19 protein-coding genes are annotated in these 20,732 nt (G+C 61.2%); 4 read left to right on the top strand and 15 right to left on the bottom strand.

Going from position 1 to position 20,732, the window contains the following annotated elements:
* Positions 1-37: 37 nt before the first annotated feature.
* From IVB05_RS13955 to IVB05_RS13940, 4 genes are all read right to left on the bottom strand, one after another.
* Positions 38-850, bottom strand: coding sequence for an SDR family oxidoreductase (locus IVB05_RS13955; RefSeq protein ID WP_247784927.1), 813 nt, complete (start codon positions 848-850; stop codon positions 38-40).
* A 133-nt stretch (positions 851-983) separates the two neighbouring features.
* Entirely contained in the window at positions 984-1,997 is a 1,014-nt protein-coding gene (locus IVB05_RS13950; RefSeq protein WP_247784926.1) for an NADP-dependent oxidoreductase, read from the bottom strand.
* A gap of 33 nt (positions 1,998-2,030) precedes the next feature.
* Positions 2,031-2,894, bottom strand: coding sequence for an alpha/beta hydrolase (locus IVB05_RS13945; protein ID WP_247784925.1), 864 nt, complete (start codon positions 2,892-2,894; stop codon positions 2,031-2,033).
* 115 nt (positions 2,895-3,009) lie between these two features.
* Positions 3,010-3,831: an oxidoreductase gene (locus tag IVB05_RS13940; RefSeq protein WP_247786690.1), complete on the bottom strand. Its 822-nt coding sequence runs from the start codon at positions 3,829-3,831 to the stop codon at positions 3,010-3,012.
* A 121-nt stretch (positions 3,832-3,952) separates the two neighbouring features.
* Between IVB05_RS13940 and IVB05_RS13935 the strand changes: the two genes are divergently transcribed.
* Entirely contained in the window at positions 3,953-4,648 is a 696-nt protein-coding gene (locus IVB05_RS13935; RefSeq protein ID WP_247784924.1) for a TetR/AcrR family transcriptional regulator, read from the top strand.
* Positions 4,649-4,771: 123 nt separating this feature from the next.
* Here the strand turns inward: IVB05_RS13935 and IVB05_RS13930 are convergent, their stop codons facing one another.
* From IVB05_RS13930 to IVB05_RS13915, 4 genes are all read right to left on the bottom strand, one after another.
* Entirely contained in the window at positions 4,772-5,593 is an 822-nt protein-coding gene (locus tag IVB05_RS13930) for an enoyl-CoA hydratase-related protein (RefSeq protein ID WP_247784923.1), read from the bottom strand.
* Between the two features lie 92 nt (positions 5,594-5,685).
* Positions 5,686-6,390: an SDR family NAD(P)-dependent oxidoreductase gene (locus IVB05_RS13925; protein ID WP_247784922.1), complete on the bottom strand. Its 705-nt coding sequence runs from the start codon at positions 6,388-6,390 to the stop codon at positions 5,686-5,688.
* Positions 6,391-6,407: 17 nt separating this feature from the next.
* On the bottom strand, positions 6,408-8,729 hold the full coding sequence (locus IVB05_RS13920) for a molybdopterin-dependent oxidoreductase (protein ID WP_247784921.1): 2,322 nt from the start codon (positions 8,727-8,729) through the stop codon (positions 6,408-6,410).
* Positions 8,730-8,744: 15 nt separating this feature from the next.
* Entirely contained in the window at positions 8,745-9,461 is a 717-nt protein-coding gene (locus IVB05_RS13915) for a TetR/AcrR family transcriptional regulator (protein WP_247784920.1), read from the bottom strand.
* 78 nt (positions 9,462-9,539) lie between these two features.
* Here IVB05_RS13915 and IVB05_RS13910 point away from each other — a divergent pair, with 78 nt between their 5' ends.
* Together IVB05_RS13910 and IVB05_RS13905 are read left to right on the top strand one after the other, a co-directional pair.
* The gene (locus IVB05_RS13910) at positions 9,540-10,739 is read left to right on the top strand and encodes an acetyl-CoA C-acyltransferase (RefSeq protein WP_247784919.1); all 1,200 of its coding nucleotides are present in this window, start codon (positions 9,540-9,542) and stop codon (positions 10,737-10,739) included.
* A gap of 97 nt (positions 10,740-10,836) precedes the next feature.
* Positions 10,837-12,048, top strand: a complete 1,212-nt coding sequence (locus IVB05_RS13905) for a multidrug effflux MFS transporter (RefSeq protein WP_247784918.1) — start codon at positions 10,837-10,839, stop codon at positions 12,046-12,048.
* A gap of 1 nt (position 12,049) precedes the next feature.
* Here the strand turns inward: IVB05_RS13905 and IVB05_RS13900 are convergent, their stop codons facing one another.
* The 7 genes from IVB05_RS13900 to IVB05_RS13870 are packed head-to-tail and all read right to left on the bottom strand — an operon-like array spanning position 12,050 to position 19,751.
* Positions 12,050-12,703 carry a flavin reductase family protein gene (locus IVB05_RS13900; protein WP_247784917.1) on the bottom strand — a complete coding sequence of 218 codons (654 nt, stop codon included), beginning with the start codon at positions 12,701-12,703 and terminating at the stop codon, positions 12,050-12,052.
* Between the two features lie 27 nt (positions 12,704-12,730).
* Positions 12,731-13,744, bottom strand: a complete 1,014-nt coding sequence (locus IVB05_RS13895; protein WP_247784916.1) for a nitronate monooxygenase family protein — start codon at positions 13,742-13,744, stop codon at positions 12,731-12,733.
* A 53-nt stretch (positions 13,745-13,797) separates the two neighbouring features.
* Positions 13,798-14,985, bottom strand: coding sequence for an acetyl-CoA C-acyltransferase (locus IVB05_RS13890; RefSeq protein ID WP_247784915.1), 1,188 nt, complete (start codon positions 14,983-14,985; stop codon positions 13,798-13,800).
* 52 nt (positions 14,986-15,037) lie between these two features.
* On the bottom strand, positions 15,038-16,168 hold the full coding sequence (locus IVB05_RS13885) for an acyl-CoA dehydrogenase family protein (protein ID WP_247784914.1): 1,131 nt from the start codon (positions 16,166-16,168) through the stop codon (positions 15,038-15,040).
* A gap of 21 nt (positions 16,169-16,189) precedes the next feature.
* The gene (locus IVB05_RS13880; RefSeq protein ID WP_247784913.1) at positions 16,190-17,371 is read right to left on the bottom strand and encodes an acyl-CoA dehydrogenase family protein; all 1,182 of its coding nucleotides are present in this window, start codon (positions 17,369-17,371) and stop codon (positions 16,190-16,192) included.
* 15 nt (positions 17,372-17,386) lie between these two features.
* A complete protein-coding gene (locus tag IVB05_RS13875; protein WP_247784912.1) occupies positions 17,387-18,124 on the bottom strand; it encodes an SDR family oxidoreductase in 738 nt (245 codons plus the stop codon).
* Between the two features lie 19 nt (positions 18,125-18,143).
* Positions 18,144-19,751, bottom strand: coding sequence for an AMP-binding protein (locus tag IVB05_RS13870; protein ID WP_247784911.1), 1,608 nt, complete (start codon positions 19,749-19,751; stop codon positions 18,144-18,146).
* A gap of 236 nt (positions 19,752-19,987) precedes the next feature.
* Here IVB05_RS13870 and IVB05_RS13865 point away from each other — a divergent pair, with 236 nt between their 5' ends.
* Positions 19,988-20,731, top strand: a complete 744-nt coding sequence (locus IVB05_RS13865; RefSeq protein ID WP_247784910.1) for an SDR family NAD(P)-dependent oxidoreductase — start codon at positions 19,988-19,990, stop codon at positions 20,729-20,731.
* Position 20,732: the final 1 nt, after the last annotated feature.

Here is a 20,732-nt window from a genome sequence, read left to right as displayed (position 1 = left end):
CGATGGCCCCCTGGGTCCGCACCGAAGCAGGTGCGTGTCACCATTTCTCGGCCCACGGCCGGAGCACGACTTCGAACGCCCAGGTCGACCGATGCTGGCGGTGCAGTTGCAGATAGGTTTCGGCGATATGGTCAGGGTCGGCCATATTGTCGTCGACAGTCGTTCCCGCCAGCCGGTGCGCGCGGGTCCCGTCCTCCTGAGTCCAGCCGATCGCGGCGTCGATCGGCACATTCGCGATGTGGATCCCCTGCGGCATCAGTTCTCTTGCCATGCTTTGCGCTAATCCGGACTTGGCATGACATGCCATTGCAAAGGCGCCACTTGACGGGAAGCCTTTGAGCGCCGCGCTGGCGTTCGTGAAGATGATCGTTCCCTTCGCGCCATTGGCGTCGGGCTCGTTTCCGAGCATGACCCGGGCGGCCTGTTGACCTACCAGAAACGCAGAGAACGCCGAGTTTCGAAGTGTTTCGAGCGCCATGACCGGGTCGGCTTCGATAACGTTCTTGCGGAAAATGCCGGGAACCCGGCCATCGATGTTATGCACGACAAGCCTCGGCGTCCCGATGTCTTGAACGACATTCCCGAACAGCTGCGCCACGGCCGCCGGTTCACTTGCATCGCAGGCGTATCGACGCACGCCATGCGTCTTCTCGAGAGTCTCAAGGACCGCTTTCTCAGGATTCCTGGCTGCGACGGCGACACGCATACCGTTTTCCGCGAACAGCCTGGCGCAACTCGAGCTGATGCCCGGACCGCCGCCGACAATGAGTGCAACGTCCTGTACTGAAGTTTTGGTGTCGCGTTTGGATTGAGTCATGTTGCTTCCTCGGATGCGTTTGGTCGCCGGCAAGCTTTCCGGCACGACCTTTGTGATCTATTTCTTCAGTGATTCATCGCTGGTATGATCGCCTCCGATCCGAGCTTCCCGAAAAGCTGTGCAAGCAGCGACATCGCAACGCGGCATCGCAAATCCGGTGAAGTTGCTACGGCTTCTGCTCTGCGACCGTGACGACGACCTTCCCCTTTGCGCGTCCGGTCTCGACATAGGCCAGCGCATCCCCGGTCTTCTCAAACGGAAAAATCTTATCCACCACCGGACGGATCACACCGGATTCAATAAGGGAAGTGATCTCGCCCAACTGTTGTGCCTGCGCGCGCATGAACAGGAACGAGAAGCGCACACCAAGGCTTTTGGCTTTCTTGCGCGCACCACGACTGAGCAGGCGCATCACCAGTTTCAGGAACAGGTTCAACCCGAACTCCCTTGCGAATTCGGGGTCGGGTGGCCCCGAGATCGAGATGAGGAGGCCACCCGGTTTCAACACGCGCAGAGATCTTTCAAGCGTCTTGGCGTCCTGGCTGTGCAGGACCAGATCGTAGCCCGACAAAGCCTTCTCGAAATCCTGCGTCTTGTAGTCGATGACCACATCTGCGCCGAGACTCCTGACCAGCTCGACATTTTTCGTGCTCGTCGTCGTCGCAACTGTCGCGCCGAGATGCTTGGCGAGCTGGATGGCAAAAGTCCCCACACCACCGGAGCCGGCCTGAATGAAAACCTTCTGGCCGGGCTTCAGCTTGGCCACCTCTACCAGCGCCTGCCAGGCGGTCAGCCCCACCAGCGGGATGGAGGCGGCTTCATTCATGCTGATGTTTTTGGGCTTTAGCGCCACGTCGGCTTCATTCATGGCAATGAATTCCGCGAACGTTCCGACCCGATGATCGCGCGGCCGTGCATAAACCTCGTCGCCCGCCTTGAACCGCCTGACCTTGGGGCCAACCCTGGTGACTATGCCGGCAACATCGTGCCCCAGAACGAAAGGCGGACGATACGGCAGTATGAGCTTGAATTCTCCGTCCCTGACCTTGGAGTCCAGAAGGTTCACACCGGTTGCGTGAACTCGAACCATGACATCATCGTCCCGCAACTCCGGCGCCGGCAAATTGGCCAGGCGCAAAGCGCCTTTCTTTTTGTATTTATCGACAACGAATGCCTTCATGGCGTCTCTCCAATTTGAAATCTGGTCACGGCGTCAGGCATCGAGGAAGGACAGCGCCTTCGGCACGAAATCGGCGTGGTTCTGAAAAATCCCGCCATGTCCGGCATCTTCGTAGATGACCAGTTGCGCGCCCGGGATACGGCGCGCCATATCGATGCTGTTTGCGGTCGGCACCATGATATCGTTATCGCCATTCGCGATCAGTACGGGGATCCGAATGTTTCCGAGATCCTGAGGCGCCTGCCGGCCCCAGGCAGTGATCGCCTTGAGCTGCCGAAAGAAGGCGCCGGGCGTAGGTCCTTTGTCCCGGCCTGCCTTGCGCTCTTTCAGCCGTTTGAGGAAAGCTGCCGCGGCTTGGCGGCCATTGGCCGTGGACGTGAAAAACAGGTAGAATTTCGGGTCTCGCAGCGTCAGAAAGCCTTTGATCATCAAAGGCCAGGATACCGGCCACACCTTGTCGATACCTTCGCCGCCCGCCGGCCCCGTGCCGGTCAGAATGAGTTTTCGCACCAGGTCCGGTGCCTTCAGCGTGATATCCTGCGCCACAAATCCGCCGAGGGAAAAGCCGAGCAGATCGACCTTCTCGAAGCCCAGCGCACGGATCAGGGCAATCGCATCCCGCGCCATTTCATCGATGGTCACGGGCGCTGTTCCGCCCGACGCACCGATACCCCGGTAATTGGTCGCGATCACGCGATGCTTGCCGGCGAGGCCGTCGACAATCCGCGGATCGAAATTGTCCAGAACCGCGCCCCAATGGTTGAGAAGAATTAGCGGCACGCCGCTCCGGGGGCCGATGTCGCGGTAGACGAAACTGGTCCCCCCGACATTTATCGAGAGAGTGGGTGCATCTATGTAGCGCACCTCCCGCCCGAATTTAGCAACAGAACTTGCCATGGTTTTCTCCATTGTCCGGCTCGGACCGAAAATCCCAAGATGGAAAATCCCAAGATGGGAGGGATATTCGGCCGGATGGTACGGCTCCCTCTTTGCGCGCCAGTACACGAGCTGATTACGCCAGCCCGAATTGCGACCTCAGAATCTTGTCGAACAGGGCCCGAGGAACAAAACGCCGGGCGAATGCGACCTGCCGCGCAGCCTTGCCGGACGGGTAGCGCAGGCGCGGAGTCTTATCGCGCGCCGCCTGCACGATGGTTTCGGCTACGCTTTCAGCGGTGTCCGCCACGGCCATCGCACGTTCATACGCCACGAGATATTTCGCGCGGCTCGCGTCGTAGGCGGCGAGTGGCGTATCGGATGGGACAGTGCTGGCTTCAAACGAAGTGCGCGTGGCAGCGGGCTCGATGACAACGACGCGCACGCCGAACTCACGAACCTCATGATCGAGCGATTCCGAATATCCCTCGATCGCGTGTTTGCTTGCCGAATAATAAACGCTGTAGGGAGCCGGAATGAACCCCAGCGCGGAACCGACATTGAGAATGCGCCCGCTACCCTGCCCTCGCATGATCGGCAGCACGGCATTGGTCACCCGCACGACGCCGTGAAAATTGGTCTCGAACAACGAACGGACTTGCGCGATCGAACTTTCTTCCGCCGCGCCTGTTACCCCGACCCCGGCATTATTGACCAGTAGATCGATCTGCCCGAGCTCGGCATGCGCCCGAGCCACGGCGACTGCGACGGATTCATCTGACCTTACATCGCACGCAATCATCCGGATGCCGTCACGCATCGCATCCGGCTCGGCGTGCCGACTGGTTCCGATTACGCGGTAGCCGGCACTTGTCAGCGCGGCAGCAGCAGCCTTGCCGATGCCACTCGACGCGCCGGTGAGAAACGCGGTCTTCTGGCGCGCCTGCGCCTTCAGCATAGGCATTATTTTACCTCTTGACTACGAAACGGTCGGCTTCAACTGGCTGGCAGCCGTCATTCGCTTCAAATTTTTGATGACGATCGTCATCTTAACTGATAGATGATGATCGTCATGAAAAATGTCAAGCGGTGTTTTTGCGAATCTGAGAACGCTCGGCCGCGGTTGGGACCATCAGACGAAGGTCCGGTCCTGCTACCAACGGAGTGAGCAAACCATGAGGGTGTCGCGAGAAAAGGCGCAGGAAAACCGCGAGCAGATCATCGAGACTGCGGCGCGCCTGCTGCGTCAGCATGGTTTCGACGGGATCGGCGTTGCCGACATCATGAAAGCAGCCGGGCTGACCCATGGCGGCTTTTATCGCAACTTCGCTTCAAAGGATGATCTGGCGGTCAAGGCCAGCGAACGTGCGATCGCGGACACGAAAGCGTTGCTGAAGAACGGACTGGCCCAACAGCCTCAAGATCCGTTTCGCGAACTCATCGAACGCTATGTGTCATCGGCCCATCGCGACGATCCAGGTTCCGGGTGCATTCTGCCGGCATTGGCCGCGGACGCCGCGCGGCGCGACGATCCCGCTCTCCGCGCTGTCTTCGTCACGGCGATTCAAGACTATCTCGACCAGATTGCGAAACTGTCGTCCGCGACCCCAGGGGCTGCGGGCAGCAGACATCCCGCCGCTATCCTCTCGGAGATGGTTGGCGCTGTCATATTGTCTCGGGTGATTGCGGATGATCCTCTGACGGAATCGCTGATTGCTGCCGTGGTGGCGGATATTGCCGGACCATCTCCGGAAAACAAATCGGATGAGGAGTGACGTAACGCGGCAGCAGAAGGGCTTTGGCGTTTTCATGCTACAGGCGTTTCGGACTTGCGGTTCGCGCCGGATCGGGACGTTCCAGATCGGAGCGCTGCTCGGTGGGCCTTCAGCCGATTAGTCTCACCGGTAACTGGGGGCACGTTTCTCGATAAAGGCCCGCACGGCTTCGGCATGCTGCGCCGTACCCGCCGCAACGACCATCTTCTCGGCCTCTTGATCCAATGACGTCAGGAAGTCAGCCGACAGCGCAAGGTCGAGATTATCCTTGATGGAGGCGTAGGCGCTTGCCGGACCGTTCGCCAACGTCCTCGCCAATGCAAACGCTTCGTTCTGCAAGTCAACATCAGGCACCACGCGATTTACCAGCCCCAGCGCTTCGCAGCGGCGTGCATCGATCCGTTCGGACAAAAACATCAGTTCGCGGGCACGCGCCGTCCCGGCCAGCCGGGTCAATAGCCACGAAATGCCGTAATCGCCGGTGAGCGCAATCCTGGCATAGCCAGTCGTCATGATGGTGGATTCGGCTGCGATACGAATGTCGCAAGCGAGCGCGAGCGCAAGCCCGCCGCCAGCCGCCGGTCCCGGCAAGGCCGCGATGGTGGGTTTACGCACCGAGACAAGTACACCGGTCAGGGTTCGCTGGCGTTCCCGCAATCGCGCAACCTTGTCGCTGAATGACATGGCCGGTGCGGCAGAGCTGGCCCCCATACCCTTGACGTCACCGCCCGAACAGAAAGCGCTGCCTGCGCCGGTAATCAGCAGTGCGCCGACGTCCGGATCGTCACCGTTGCGCTTGATCATCCGGCGCAACGCCGGCGTGAGATGGTCGGACAGCGAATTTCGCGCCTCGGGTCGATTCAAGGTGATCACGGCGACGCGATCCCGGATCGCACACAGCAGTTCGTCCGTCCCTGTATCAATCGAGATTGACTCATCAGTCATGGTCTTGACCTTTCAAGTCCTGCGTCTGCGGAGCTCACTAAATGAGTAAGCGCGTTACCTCCGCTGTAACCGTGTTTCTCACCGGCCAGGCGTCACCAGTTTTCGCGGAAGGGCCGCAGTTCCGTGAGGAATGACCAGGCCGATCGGTCCTGACCGTAGAGATGGTACAATTCGTCGGCGATGGCGGCAGGCTTGATGAAGAATTCATCCGGTTTGTCGCTCATCCGCGCGCGCATCCGGGGCGTGTCGATCACGGCGTCGATGAGAACATAGCCGACGTGCACGCCGAGAGGTCCCATGTCGCGTGCGATCGACTCGGCCAAAATACGCTGCGCCGCCTTTGTCGGAGCGAAGCCGGCGAAATTGGCCTTGCCTCGGATCGAAGACGTGTTTCCGGTCACCAGGATTGCGCCCCTGCCCCGATCGACCATGTCTGGAGCGACTTCGCGCGCCAGGTACAACAAGCCCATCACGTTGACCTCGAAATTGCCCTTCAGCATCTTCGGATCGATCTCGCGAAAGCTCCCCCAGCCCCCTCCGACCGCGTTGTGGATGAGAACATCGGTCGCGCCAAAACGGCGCTTTACGTCAGTGACCACGGTCCGCACCTGGCTCTCGTCTGAGACGTCGCAGGTCACCGCGTGCACATCGGGAAGCTCTTGCGCAAGGCGATTGATGAGCTCCGCTGAACGGGCAAGCGCTATGATGCGGAACCCGCCAGCAGAGAAGCGCTTGACGATGGCAGCTCCAGTGCCCGGCCCTACCCCCGTCACGATCGCGATTGGTTTCTCGGTCATTTAACGCTCCCTTCGAGCTATTGTCCGGCCACTCTCATATGAATTCGCTCGGACTGCGACTGATAGGCGGCAGCCTCGTGCGCGGACACCAGGGCCAGACGAACCGCGACGTTCTTGTGGTAGGGCGTGCCCGCAATGGGATCGCGGTTGCCGCTTTCCGTGAGCAGATTGATACGCGGCCCGTTGATCAGGCGCTCTCCGTCCGACGCGGGGTATGCCTGACCGTAGCCGTGCGGCAGCGCCAACTGGCCATTTCGCATGGCGTCGTCGACCTTGCAGCGGACGACGAGCCGCCCGACCACCGACTCGACGGCGATCCAGTCACCATCCTTCGCGCCCAACTCGCTCAGATCGCTCGAATTGATCAACATGGCGCCATCCGGATCCTCGCGACGCCACGCGGGATCGCGAAAGATCTGGTTGGCATTGAACATGCGCCGGCCACCCGCCGCCAGCATGAACGGAAACTCCTTTGGCGCGCCTGCTGCTTGCGGATCGAGACGCCCGAGCCATTCCAGCATCTGCGGGAGCGCCAGCCGAACCCTGCGATCCGAATGGCTGATCAATGACCAGACCTCGCCATAGTCGTGCCGGGTAACCGCGGTGCCCTGCCGTGTGGCCACGATAGTGTCGAACAGGAGATCGCCGAGCTGATGATCCGTCACCTCGTCCGATGCGCCGATCGCCCGCCGCACCGCGTGCGGCGATCGTTTCGCGCAAGCCAGCGCCGCGCCCCACAAGGGTGCTGCGGCTGCCGTGCCATCCGGAAGCGTCTGCCCCAATGTGTGATAGAGCACCAGGGCAGCGACTGCGCCGGGGTTCTCCGCGATGAAAGCACGAAAGGCTGTGGCGAACTCGGCTCGCGAACGCCGCGCCGCCTCCCGCAGGGGCGCGAGTACGTTGTCACCTGGTAGAAGTCCCAGGGCGATGGCAAGCCGCGTGTAGATCTCGGGCTCCGGCAAGGTGCCGGCGAGCGGCGGCAACACACCGGCACGAACGTGAAAATAGTTCGTCGGAAATTCAAAGTTGAACAGGGTAAATTCGGTTTTCTCGAATTGTGAGGACGCCGGGAGAACGTAATGCGCGAGCCGTGCGGTTTCGGTCATCGCAACGTCAACCACAACGCATAGCTCGAGCGAGCGCAGCGCGCGCTCCACCGCCTCGGTGTTTGCGGCGGTATTGGCAGGATTGGAGCTGTCGATCCAGGCGCAACGCAACCGGTCAGGATGGTCCTTGAGCACCGCTTCGGGGAAAATGTTGGGCGGCAACAGGCCCCCGATAATTGCGTCGCCGGTCGGTGCGAATGTCTGGCTCGGAGAATTGCCCCATAGCGGTTGAAGCCAGCTATGCAATTGGTTGGTACCTTTGCGGCCGAAATTGCCGGAAAGCATGATCAAAAGCTTTTCGAGATAGGAGTTGAGCGTCGAGTTGATGCCTTGCTGGATGCCAAGCTCGACCCGAACCACCATGGCCTTCGCGGCCGCGATCATCGCGGCGCAACGCTCCAGGTCCGCGATCGAGATATCCGCGGCAGCAGCCCATTCTTCAACGGGGATGTCTAGCAGTGCCCGCCTCACTTCCGCGAAGCCGGTCGTGTGCTCCTCAATGAACGCATGGTCGATCCGGTCGGAACGGACAAGCGTGGCCAGCAGCGCACCAAGGAGAAACGCGTCCGTGCCGGGACGAACCGCAAGATGCATATCCGCCATTTCGGCGGTTTCGGTTCGCCGGGGATCAATGACGATCAGCTTGCGTGCGGGATCCTTGCGGATTTGATTGAGATGATCGCGCGCATTGGGGAAGCCGTGCGCGATCCAGGGATTTGCACCGATGACCAGCAGGAGATCGCAATGATGTACGTCCTCGGCGGTGTGGCAGGTCTGGCTGCCGAACATGTGGCCATTGACCCAGAAGTCGCCGGTTTTCTCCTGCGAAAGGGCGTTGAAGACGCTGCGCGAACCCAGCGCGCGCAACAATCCACTGGCGTAGGCACCGCCGGCGTGGTTGCCCTGCCCGCCGCCGCCATAAAGGGCGATACTCTTGCCGCCATACTTGTCGACGACGTCTCGCAGACGCTCCGCGATTTCTGCGATCGCCACGTCCCACGCGATTTCATCAAAGCCACCGTCGGCGCGACGACGCAACGGGGTCGTGAGCCGATCCCTGTGATGCGCATAATATGGAATCCGGGTCGCCTTGTTGCACAGATAACCCTGTGATTTCGGGCTCGAACGGTCGCCTCGCACTTTCTCGAGGCGCCCGTCATTCACCAGGACTTCGATACCGCAATTTATGTAACACAGGTTGCAGGCTGTCTTGAGCCACTTGCCGGCCGTCATCGTGACCTCCCTACGTTATGATTTGTCGCAGCGCATCGCCTTTGTCGTTCTCCGCTGGGGCTTCCGAATCCGGCTGCCGGCGGTCATGCGTCCGGCATCGAGAATGCTGTCGGAAAGCTTCCCGGCGCCGACAGCACGCGACAGCACCATCGATCCAACCATGATTGCGATAGCGCCTGTTGCGATTTGGCGAGCCTGTTGGGGTGCTTCATCGGGAAGCAACTCGGCAAAGACGTCGATCATCTTTTCCAGTTTGGAGGCCAAGGCCCGCCGCTCGCGCGGGCCCGATCGGGCGACGTCGGCGGCCAACGCCGGAAGCGCGCAACCGTGTTTAGGATTGTCGCGATGCCGGGGACTAAGATAATCGGCGATCAACGCCTCGAAGCGCTCCCCGTTGGCCTTCCCATTCGCCAGCTTTTTCCACCGCTCGGTCATCTGGTCCATTGCAAAAGCGATTGCCTCGCCAACAAGCGCGGCACGCGAATCGAAATGGTTATAGAAGCCGCCATGCGTCAGACCCGCGAGCTTCATCAAGTCGACAACACTGAGCCCTTTGGCACCCTTCTGGCGTAAGCCGTAGGAGGCATTTTCAACGATCCGACTGTGGGTTTGACGCCTGTGGTTTTCTTCGTAACGCATCGCCACCCCGTGCAAACTCCAGAGGTGACCGGCTGTGCAAGCCGTTCCTATCCCCTCCGAGCAATTCTGGAACCGCGCTTCCTTGAAGGCCACGGCAACATTGCATTGCAATGCCGGCCATCTTATATGATTATCATCATATAACAACAGCTATCAACAGGAGAGTTCGCCATGGCCGCTGCTTCCGATCCCGTCGTCATTCTTTCCGCCGCCCGCACGCCGCTCGGCCGGTTCATGGGCGAGTTGTCACCTCTCAGCGCCCACAAGCTCGGCTCTCATGTGATCAGCGCGGCGCTGGAGCGGGCGAAGCTGGCCCCCGAAAAGATCGACGAGGTGTTCATGGGTAACGTGTTGCCGGCCGGACAGGGCCAGGCGCCGGCCCGCCAGGCCGCCCGCGGCGCCAAATTGCCGGATGCCACCGGCGCTACCACCATCAACAAGGTCTGCGGCTCCGGCATGAAGGCCACCATGCTGGCCCACGACATCATCAATGCAGGCTCCGCCTCGATCGTGCTGTCCGGCGGCATGGAGAGCATGAGCAATGCGCCCTATCTGCTGGCCAAGGCGCGCGGCGGTTACCGCGCCGGCCACGACCGCATCATCGATCACATGATGATGGACGGGCTGGAAGACGCCTATGAGACCGGCCGCTCGATGGGCGATTTCGGCGAAGCGACAGCGGAAGCCTATCAGTTCACCCGCGGGGATCAGGACGCCTACGCGATGGAGACCTTGACCCGCGCGCGCAAGGCGGTCGAAGGCGGCGCGTTCAGGGCCGAGATCGCGCCGATCACGCTGACGGAGAAGGCCGGGCCGCGGATCATCGCCAATGACGAGCACCCGCTCAAGGTCGACCCGGCGAAGATTCCCGGATTGAAAGCAGCGTTCCGCGCCAACGGCACCATCACGCCGGCGGCCTCCTCGGCGAACGCCGACGGCGCCGCGGCACTCATCCTCGCAAAGCGCTCCCTCGCCGATCGCGACGGGCTTCCGGTGCTGGCCGAGATCAAGGGCCACGCCACCCATAGCCAGGAGCCGCAATGGTTCACCACCGCGCCGATCCCGGCCATTCGCAAGCTGTTGGACAAGGTCGGCTGGAGCGTCGGCGACGTCGACCTGTTCGAGATCAACGAGGCCTTCGCGGTGGTGGCGATGGCGGCGCAGAAGGATCTCGCCATCCCCCGCGAGAAGCTGAACGTCAATGGCGGCGCCTGCGCGCTCGGTCATCCGATCGGCGCCACCGGCGCACGCCTGATCGTGACGCTGCTGCATGCGCTGGAGGCGCAGAACCTCAAGCGCGGCGTTGCAGCCCTTTGCATCGGTGGCGGTGAAGCCACCGCCATCGCGATCGAGCGCGTCGTCCGCGGATAGCACGGGCGATCCGGCAAAAAAACGGCTCGGCGAGTGGCGCGAACCGCGTCGCTCGCCGCCTTGTAACCTGCCTATCCCTATCAGCGCGAAAGTTCCCATGGCAGACCAGTGCGAAGCGACCAAGACCGCGCCGCCGGGCGTTCCCATCTCCAGCGCCCTGCCGATCGCGGTCCTTTCCGTCCTGGCCGCCATGGGGACGCTCGCGACCAACATCTTGCTGCCGTCGCTGCCACAAATTGCGATCTCGTTGAATGTCACGAGCGCGGCTGTCACGTCCGCCATCACTGTCTTTCTTGCGGTGTTCGGGTTTGGCCAGCTCGTGGTCGGGCCGCTTTCGGATCGCTACGGAAGACGCTGGCCGGTCCTGATCGGATTTGCGGTGTTCTTCGGCGGCAGCGTCTGGTGCGGTTTGGCGAACGACCTGCCTAATCTTTTGGTCGGCCGCGTCGTGCAGGCTGCGGGCGCCTGCGCGACGTCAGTGCTGTCTCGCGCCATCGCCCGCGACATGTTCCGTGGGCCCGCATTGGCGCGCGCGATGGCGCTGATCATGATCGCAATGTCCGCAGCCCCCGGATTCTCGCCGCTGCTCGGCGGCGCACTCGATCACAGCTTTGGCTGGCGCTCCGAATTCGCTCTCGTCGCGGCCTTTGCTGCTGCGGGCGCCATTGCCTACGGCTTTGTCATCGGCGAAACCCACAATTCGATCCGCACTCCGCTCAATCCGGTCGCTATCGTCAGGATCTATGTTGGCCTGATTGGCGATCGCCGTTTCGCTATCCCGGCTGCGACCGCGAGCCTGATCATCGGCGGCTTGTTCTCGATGTTTTCGGCTGCACCGCGCTTGTTCATTGAAGCGCTTGACTTCACGCCGATGCAGCTCGGCCTCTTCTTCGCCGGCACCGTCTTCATCGTATTCGCCGCGGGTATGCTGGCGACGAAACTGGCGCCACGCTACGGGCTCGATGGCCCGATCCGGGCAGGACTGTTGGCAACCACCGCCGGCAGCGTCGCGATCCTGATCATCTCGATGATCAGCCCGACTTTCCTGCCGTTTCTGGGCGCGATGAGCGTATTTCTCCTCGGTATGGGGATTGTCAGTCCACTGGCTACCGCGCGGGCGCTCTCTCCATTCGGGGAAAAAGCCGGCGCGGCCTCGGCGCTGCTGGGTTTCTGGCAGATGATGAACGCCGCAATCGGCGTATGGCTCGCCGCCACGGTGTCGCATGAGGCAATGTTCGCGCTGGGCGTAGTGCTGAGCGCGTTTTCACTGCTGGCTCTTGGCTTGTACGCGCGGGGCCCGGCGTCTTGATTCAGGTGCCGTGGAATTCCGGCTTGCTGCTGCCAGCCGGGCGCTTCATCTCGAACATGTTTTCGGTCCTGACCTCGAGGTAATCTCCACCACGGCCCGCGCGCAGTATGGGACGCGCAAGTGCAGTGTTGTAGACACCGTCCTCGATCAAAGTCCTGTCGATGTACACCGCCACGACCTCGCCGAGTACGAACCATCCTTCGACCTTCTCACCACGCGCATTCGCCAACTGAGAGACCTCGACGACCTTGCATTCCATTGCGGCCCTGCTCTCGCCTACCCGCGGCACAGCGACGTGGCGCCCGGGTATTGGCGTCAGCCCTGCTGCTTCGAACTCGCTCACGCCGTGATCGAGAGACGTCGCCGTCACGTTCATGCGCTCGCCCAGATCCATCGTAACCAGATTCCAGACGAATTCGCGGGTCTCGCTGACGTTCTTTACGGTGTCCTTCCACGAAATTGAGGAGAACCCGATTATCGGAGGGTCGTAGAGGAACGCGTTGAAGAAGCTGTATGGAGCAAGATTCAGTTGACCAGCCGCATTCCGCGACGAAATCCAGCCGATCGGACGCGGCGCGACAATCGCGTTGAATGGATTATGTCGGAGTCCGTGACCCTTCGAAGGCTCGTAGTAGTGGAAGTCGGCCAGATCCATAAATTCCCCTCTCCCCTTCCGGAGCGCTCACGCGATCGCCCGAGCGGCAGCCGGCCTTTGCTCGGCATCATCGAGGAAGCCGGTCAGGCGCTGACGGATGATCCGCTCGGCGTCCGCCATGATGCGATCGATCAGTTCCTTTACCGTCGGAATGTCATGGATGAGGCCCGCGACCATGCCGCAACTCCAGGCGCCAGCATCCATATCGCCGTCGATCATCACCTTGGGATAGACGCCCGCCACCTGATCGTGGATATCTTCGATCTTGAGTTGCTTGCCCTTCTCTCGTTCGATCTCGAGCAACTGCTCGACGCCCTTGTTGTTCAATACGCGCTCGGTATTCCGGAGCCTGCGCATGACCAGACGCGTGTCGAGCTCTGATGCCTTGACCAGCGCATTCTTGACGTTCTCGTGCACCGGCGCTTCCCTGGTGGCAATGAAGCGCGTTCCCATGTTCATCCCGGCGGCCCCCATCGCAAGGGCAGCGACCAGGCTGCGCGCGTCCGCCATGCCGCCCGACGCCACGAACGGTATCTTCAGTTCCTCGTCCGCGCGCGGCAGCAGGATCATGTTGGGCATATCGTCCTCGCCGGGATGCCCGCCGCATTCGAAGCCATCGACACTGACGGCGTCGCAGCCGATCTGCTCGGCCTTCAGCGAGTGGCGAACGGACGTGCATTTGTGAATCACCTTGATGCCACCCGCCTTCAAGGCCAGCATATACTGCTCAGGGCTGCGACCCGCGGTTTCAACGACCTTGATCCCGCCTTCCCTGATGGCTGCGATGTACTCCGGATAGGGCGGCGCGCTGAAGGTCGGCAGGAACGTCAGGTTCACGCCGAACGGCTTGTCCGTCATGTCCCGGCAACGCGCGATCTCCTTGGCCAATAGCTCCGGCGTTCTTTGCGTCAGACCGGTGATAATCCCGAGTCCGCCGGCGTTCGACACGGCGGCCGCGAGTTCAGCAAACCCCACATAGTGCATTCCGCCCTGGATGATCGGATGTTCGATGCCGAACATCGCAGTAATTGCTGTCTTCACGCGTGCCTCCGATGTGGTTTCACAGATGTCTGGACTGGCCGGCTTGTTGTTCGTCAGTGGACAATTTCGAGAAGTCCTGCAGCGCCCATGCCGCCGCCCACGCACATGGTGACGACGGCGTATTTGGCTTTGCGCCGGCGCCCCTCGATCAAGGCGTGGCCGGTCAGCCGCGCTCCGGTCATGCCGTAGGGGTGGCCAACCGCGATCGAGCCGCCATTGACGTTGAGCTTTTCCGGATCGATCCCGAGCTTGTCGCGGCAATAGATGACTTGCACTGCGAATGCCTCGTTCAATTCCCAGAGATCGATATCGTCGATCTTGAGTCCGTGACGCTTGAGTAGCCGGGGCACGGCGTAGACCGGCCCCACTCCCATCTCGTCCGGCTCGCAGCCCGCCGCGACAAAGCCGCGGAAAATGCCGAGCGGCTTTAGTCCCTTCTGCGCCGCCAGTCTGTCGCTCATGATGACGGCGGCACTTGCGCCGTCGGAGAGCTGGCTCGCATTACCGCCCGTAATGGTGAAGCCCGGCCCCTTGGCCGGCTTGACGCCCGCGAGGCCTTCAGCGGTGGTATCGGGACGCGGCCCCTCGTCGGCCGACAGCGTCACTTGCTGATATGACACGGCACCGGTCGCCTTGTCGGTGACCGCCATCGTAGTCTTGATCGGTGCAAGTTCGTCGTTGAAGCGGCCGCCCTGCTGCGCTGCCGCCGTCCGGCGCTGGCTCTCCAGGCTATATTCGTCCTGGCGTTCGCGCGAAATGTCGTAGCGCTTTGCCACGATCTCGGCTGTATCCAGCATCGCCATATAAGCATCGCCCTTGATGGCGAGCAGCTCTGAATCGACGGCATGAAACGTGTTCATCTGGTTGTTCTGCACCAGGCTGATCGACTCACCGCCGCCGCCGATAGCGACTTCCACACCGTCGAAAATCACGGACCGTGCAGCTAACGCAATCGCCTGAAGGCCGGACGCGCATTGGCGATCTATGGTCGTTCCGGCCACGCTCACCGGAAGTCCAGCGCGCAGCAGCGCCTTCCGCGCAATATTGGTGCCCGTGGTACCCTGTTGCATGGCGCAACCCATCACGACATCCTCTACTTCGGCGCCCTCGATCCTGGCGCGTGACAGCGCCGACGAGATCGCGTGCCCCAACAGGGTGGCGCCCTCGGTATGGTTGAGCGCGCCTTTGTATGCCTTGCCGATCGGGGTGCGAGCGGTCGAGACGATCACAGCTTCAGTCATTGGTTAGCCTCTGGTTGGATACGACAGTCGGATTACCGCCTCGAACGAACATTCAGCTTTGCTGCGCATATCGCATCAGATGATAGGCAGGATCGCCAAACTGGATGTTGATGGAGCTTATCCGCTTGAAGTAATGGCCGACGTTCAATTCGTCGCTCATGCCCATGCCGCCATGTAGCTGCACGGCCTGCTCTGCGACGAAGCGTGCGGCGTTGCCGACTTTCGACTTCGCGCCCGACGCCAGCTTCGATCCATTTGGCTCCCGAGCCGCAAGGCTGAGGCTCAAATGTTGCGTGAGCGAGATCGACTCTTCGAGCGCGATGAACATATCGACCATGCGGTGCTGCAACACCTGAAACGTCCCGAGGGCGACCCCGAATTGCTTGCGCGCTTTGCTGTATTCAAGCGTCGCCGAATTCAGCACCGACATCGCGCCGACGGCTTCCGCGCAGAGTGCTGCGATAGCACGGTCACGGCACGCCTCCAGCGCCGCGACGCCTTCACCTTCGGTACCAAGCAGCTGGCTGGCCGGCACTTGCACGTCCATCAGCGTGAGTTCGGCGGCGCGCCGGCCATCGACGGTTTTGAAGCTTTGCAGGTGGAGATTGGCCGAATCGCGATCGACGACGAACAGGCTTACGCCGGCACGATCGCGGGGTCCGCCTGATGTGCGCGCCGAGACGATCAGCTTGTCGGCCCACGGCGCACCAATCACTGCCGCCTTGGTTCCACTCAAGACAAAATTGTCCCCCTGGTGCCGCGCCGTCGTCGTAACGTTATTGAAATCGTAGCGTGATCGCCCTTCTGCCCAGGCCAGCGTCCATATGGCGCTGCCATCCATGATCTTCGGCAGAAAGGTCTGGCGCTGCTCGGGCGAGCCAGCGTCCTCGATCAGGCCGCCTGCGAGAACGACGGTCTCGAAGTACGGTTCAACGACCAGGTTGCGTCCGAACTCCTGCATCACGATCATTGTCGCAAGCGATCCGCCACCAAGGCCGCCGGAGCTTTCCTGAAACGGTGCCGCGCACAACCCAAGCTCCGCAAAGGCGCTCCAGTGCTTGCGGCTCCACCCCTCATCGGTTGCAACAATTTTTCGGCGCTCGTCGAAATCGTACTGCTCGCGCAGGAACCGTTGAATGCTGGAACGGAGCAATTCCTGTTCTTCCGTCAACTGGATATCCATCCGATGCCTCGTGCGATGTGGTCAGAGACCAAGAACTGCTTTCGCGATGATGTTGCGCTGGATTTCATTCGATCCCCCGTAAATGCTGAGTTTTCGGGAGTTCAGATATTTTTCCGTCGCCGTGTGCCCGTACTCCGGCCCTGGCATGACGCGGTTGGCGCTGACCGGGTGCTCGCGGATAGCCAGGCCGTAGTTGCCGATCGCCTGATGCGTCAGATCCGTGATGCGCTGGAATATCTCGGTACCCCTGATCTTGAACAGCGACGCAGCCGGTCCCGGATCGATGCCACGCGACATCTGTGCGACGATTCGCAGTTCGGTTGCCTCCAACGCGAGCACGTCCAGCTCGACGCGCGCAATTTCCTTGATGAACTCCCCGAAAGCGGGGTCGTCCTCGCCGACTTCGGTTCTCACGATGTGCTTGAGGCGCTCCAGATAACGCGTCGACCGGCCGATCCCGGCCATGCTGGTACGCTCGTTGCCCAGCAGGAATTTTGCGTACGTCCACCCCTTGTTTTCCTCGCCGATCAAGTTCTCGGCAGGGACGCGCACGTCCTCGAGAAACACGTCATTGACTTCATGCGATCCGTCGATGGTGATGATGGGCCGGACGGTGACGCCGGGCGATTTCATGTCGATCAGCAGGAAGGAGATGCCGGCCTGAGCCTTGGCCGACGGATCGGTCCGCACCAGGCAGAAGATCCAGTCGGCATGCTGGGCCAGTGTCGTCCAGGTCTTGTGCCCGGTGACGATGTAGTGATCGCCGTCCCGCACGGCTTTGGTGTGGACCGACGCGAGGTCGGAGCCGGATCCCGGCTCTGAATAACCCTGGCACCACCAGTCTTCGCCGGAGAGGATTCGCGGCAGAAACTTCTGTTTCTGCGCGTCGTTGCCGAACGTGTAGATGACCGGGCCGACCATGGTCACGCTGAACGCGAGCGGCGGCAGCGTCCCGGCGCGCGACGTCTCCTGCTCGAAGATAAAGCGCTGCGTGATCGACCAGCCCGGCCCGCCATGCTCCTTGGGCCAGAGCGGCGCGATCCATCCCTTCTGGTAGAGGATACGGTGCCAGAGCAGCATTTGCTCCTTGGAAAGATCGGTTTCCGGGTTGGGAACACGCATTTCCGCCGGATAGTTCTCCGCGATGAAGGCCCGCACCTCGTCACGAAACGCAGCCTCCTCGCTGGATAGATTGAGCTCCATCGTTAGAGGCTCCCGCTACCACTTCTCGCCGAACGGACGGATCTCGAGCTCGAAGGTCCATGCGCTGCGCGGCTGCTGATAAAGCAGCCAATAGGACTCTGCGACCGACGATGGCGGCATCAAGAGATCGGGATCATCCAGCGCATTGGGACCGAGCGCCTCGATCCGCCGCTGCCGCACCCATTCGGTGTCGACACCGGAGTCGATAATGAGATGCGCCACGTGGATGTTCTTTGGACCCAACTCGCGCGCGGTCGCCTGTGCGACGGCCCGCAGGCCGAACTTGGCGCTGGCGAAGGCCGCATATCCCGTTCCGCCGCGAAGGCTCGCTGTCGCACCGGTAAAGAAGATATTGCCTTTGCCGCGGGGCAGCATCAGCCGCGCTGCTTCGCGGCCGGCGAGAAAGCCGGAATAGCAGGCCATTTCCCAGACCTTGCGGAATACGCGTTCGGTCGTATCCAGGATCGGAAAATTGACGTTGGCGCCGATGTTGAAGATGCAGACCTCCAGCGGCGCGTGTTTGTCCGCGTCGCCGAGGAAGGAAATGATTTCCTCCTCCTTGCGTGCGTCGAGCGAGCGCGCGTGAATTTCGCCGCCGGCCTTCTCGATCTCCCTCACGAGCGGTTCAAGCTTCGCGCCGTTGCGGCGCCCGGCGAACACCGTGAAGCCCTCGGAGGCAAATTTTTTGGCAATCTCGCCGCCGATGTAGTCTCCGGCGCCGATCACGGCCACGGTTGCGTTTCTCTTTTGCAAGGGTGTTCTCCCGGTCAGGTTAGATATGTCGTCTGCGAGGTTCGGCCGTCTGCGCCGCAGCGGCTTCGCCACCTTCGCCGCGCAAGGACTCTGCGAGCCTGTGCTTGAGTATCTTGCCGGTTGAGGTGGCCGGCAAGGCATCGAGGATGACGATTTCGGACGGCCGCTTGTATGAGGTGAGCTGAAATCGGATGAAACTCATCAGTTCCTCCGGTGTCACGCGTGAGCCCGGCAGCAGTTGCACAAAGGCGACAATCTCCTCATTGCCATCTGCGGCACGACCGACCACGGCCGACTGCACGACGTCCTTGTGTGAACTGAGGACCGCTTCGACCTCGGCAGGATAGACGTTGAAGCCCGAACGGATGATCATTTCCTTGGTGCGGCCGACAATGTACAGGCAATCGTCGTCGAAGCGCGCGAGATCGCCGGTATTGAACCAGCCCTCGCTGTCGATCACCTTGGCCGTCAGCTCGGGGGCCCGATAATAGCCACGCATCACGTTACGTCCGCGAACGTGAAGTTCTCCGACTTCACCCTTCGACAGTGGTATCCCATCGACGGTTCTGAGCCGGGCCTCTACTCCCGGCAACAGCGTGCCGACCGCCTGGTCGGAACGCGGCGCATCGAAACGTACGCCAGATATTCCGGGCGAACATTCGGTGATCCCGTAGCCGTTAAGCAGCGGAAGGCCGAACTCTTTTTCCACACGCGACTTCAGATTCAAATCGAGGGGCGCGCCGGCGACGGCGATCAAGCGTAGCGAGCCTCGGGCGAGTTGCTTCACACCTGATACGCTCTTGTATTCCAGCAGGCGTTGATAGGTGGCGGGCACGCCATTGAGGATGGTAACGCCCTCCTCCGCGATCGCCCTGGCCGTCGCGGCAGGATCGTATTTGCTGACCATCCGCACCGTGCCGCCGACCATCAATGTCATGATCAGGAGCGAGATGCCGACGATATGGGAGATCGGCAATACGAGATAGATCTTGTCGTCTTCATTCATCTTGCGGAAATACGCGGTGGTCTTTGCGCTGATCAGCAGGTTATCATGCGAGAGCATCACGCCCTTCGGGGTCCCCGTCGTTCCCGAGGTGTATATCAGCACCGCGACTTGCTTTACTGGGTCGGCCTGCACCGGCTCGACGGTTGCGCTTTCGTTGAGCGGGCCAACACCAATCTCCAGCAGTGGGCCTATTCGCCGGTTCTCGGCGCCATAGCGCGACGCGTGAGCCACGGCCTCCTTCGAAATACCTGATGTGAAAAACATCCGGCGGGCGCCGCTATGGTCGCGGATCTGGTCCAGTTCGCGTGCGGACAGTCGCGGGTTGGCGACGATCGCCCAGGCGTCGAGCCGGCTTGCCGCCAGCAGCAGGGCGGCGAGCGCAATACAGTTTTCACTGACAATGATCATCCGGTCGCCCGACCTGACGCCCAGCGACGAGAGGACGGTGGCAATCTCGCCAACGCGCTGTTCCAGATCGCGGTAGCTCCAGGATGCCCCGTCTTCGACCAGCGCGATTCGGTCGGGGGCCTGGGCAACCTGTCTTGCCGTTACTTCATGGATGCGGATCGGCAGGCCGACAGCAATCTCGTCGAGATTGATCGCCTCTGAAAGCTCCGCCACGGCTAACCTCCCGACCAAACCATGCCTACTTCTGCAACGCGGCACATTCGTCGCTTACCTAACGTTCTTTTTTAGAACTCGTCAATCACTAATTCATCGTCCTTGCTTCACGAGGTCCGAAGGGGCAACCTGGCTGCCCCATTATCATTTGCTCATTGTTGAAAACCGTCGTTTACAATGGACTGGCCTGCCGCTAAGTTTAAAGTACCAAATAGGAACTTAATGGGAGAAACGGAATGGCGGAGAGCCGCGGCGTAGCGATACTTGTAGGCGCAGGCGACGCCATCGGCGCGGCCGTCGCCCGGCGTTTTGCGAAAGGCGGCTATACGGTTTGCATCTGCAGGCGTGATGCGTCCAAGTCGCAGGGGCTTGTGGGCGAGCTGAGATCTGCGGGACATAACATTCACGCGTTCAGTGTCGATGCGCGTCAGGAAGCAGAGGTCCAAGGCATATTCGCGCGGATCGAGAAAGAGTTCGGGGCCATCGAGGTCTGCCTCTTCAACGCGGGATCGAACGTCAACAAGTCATTGCTGGAGACAACCGAGAAGCTGTTCTTCAAGGCCTGGGAACTGGCCTGCTATGGCGGCTTCCTGGTCGGACGTGAAGCTGCCCGCGTGATGCTGCCGCGCGGACGCGGCACCATCTTCTTTACGGGTGCGACAGCCAGCGTGCGTGGCGGCCAGGGGTTTGCGGCATTTTCGTCAGCGAAGTTCGGACTTCGAGCAGTAGCCCAGGCGATGGCGCGCGAGCTGGGGCCGAAGAATATTCATGTCGTGCATCTCCTGATCGACGCCGGCGTCGACAGCGAGGCGATTCACCAGCGCATGAAGGCAGCAAAAGGGATCGAGGCAAGCGAAATTCCCCCGGATAGCCTGACCAAGACCTCTTCCATTGCCGAGGCCTATTGGTTCACCCACCAGCAAAGCAGGGATGGCTGGACCCACGAGCTCGACCTCCGTCCGTCCGTGGAGAAATGGTAAC

This window comes from Bradyrhizobium sp. 170 (genome assembly GCF_023101085.1).
Classification (GTDB): domain Bacteria; phylum Pseudomonadota; class Alphaproteobacteria; order Rhizobiales; family Xanthobacteraceae; genus Bradyrhizobium.
The sequence above is the reverse complement of the archived record's forward strand: the minus strand, read 5'-3'. Positions and strand labels throughout refer to the sequence as shown.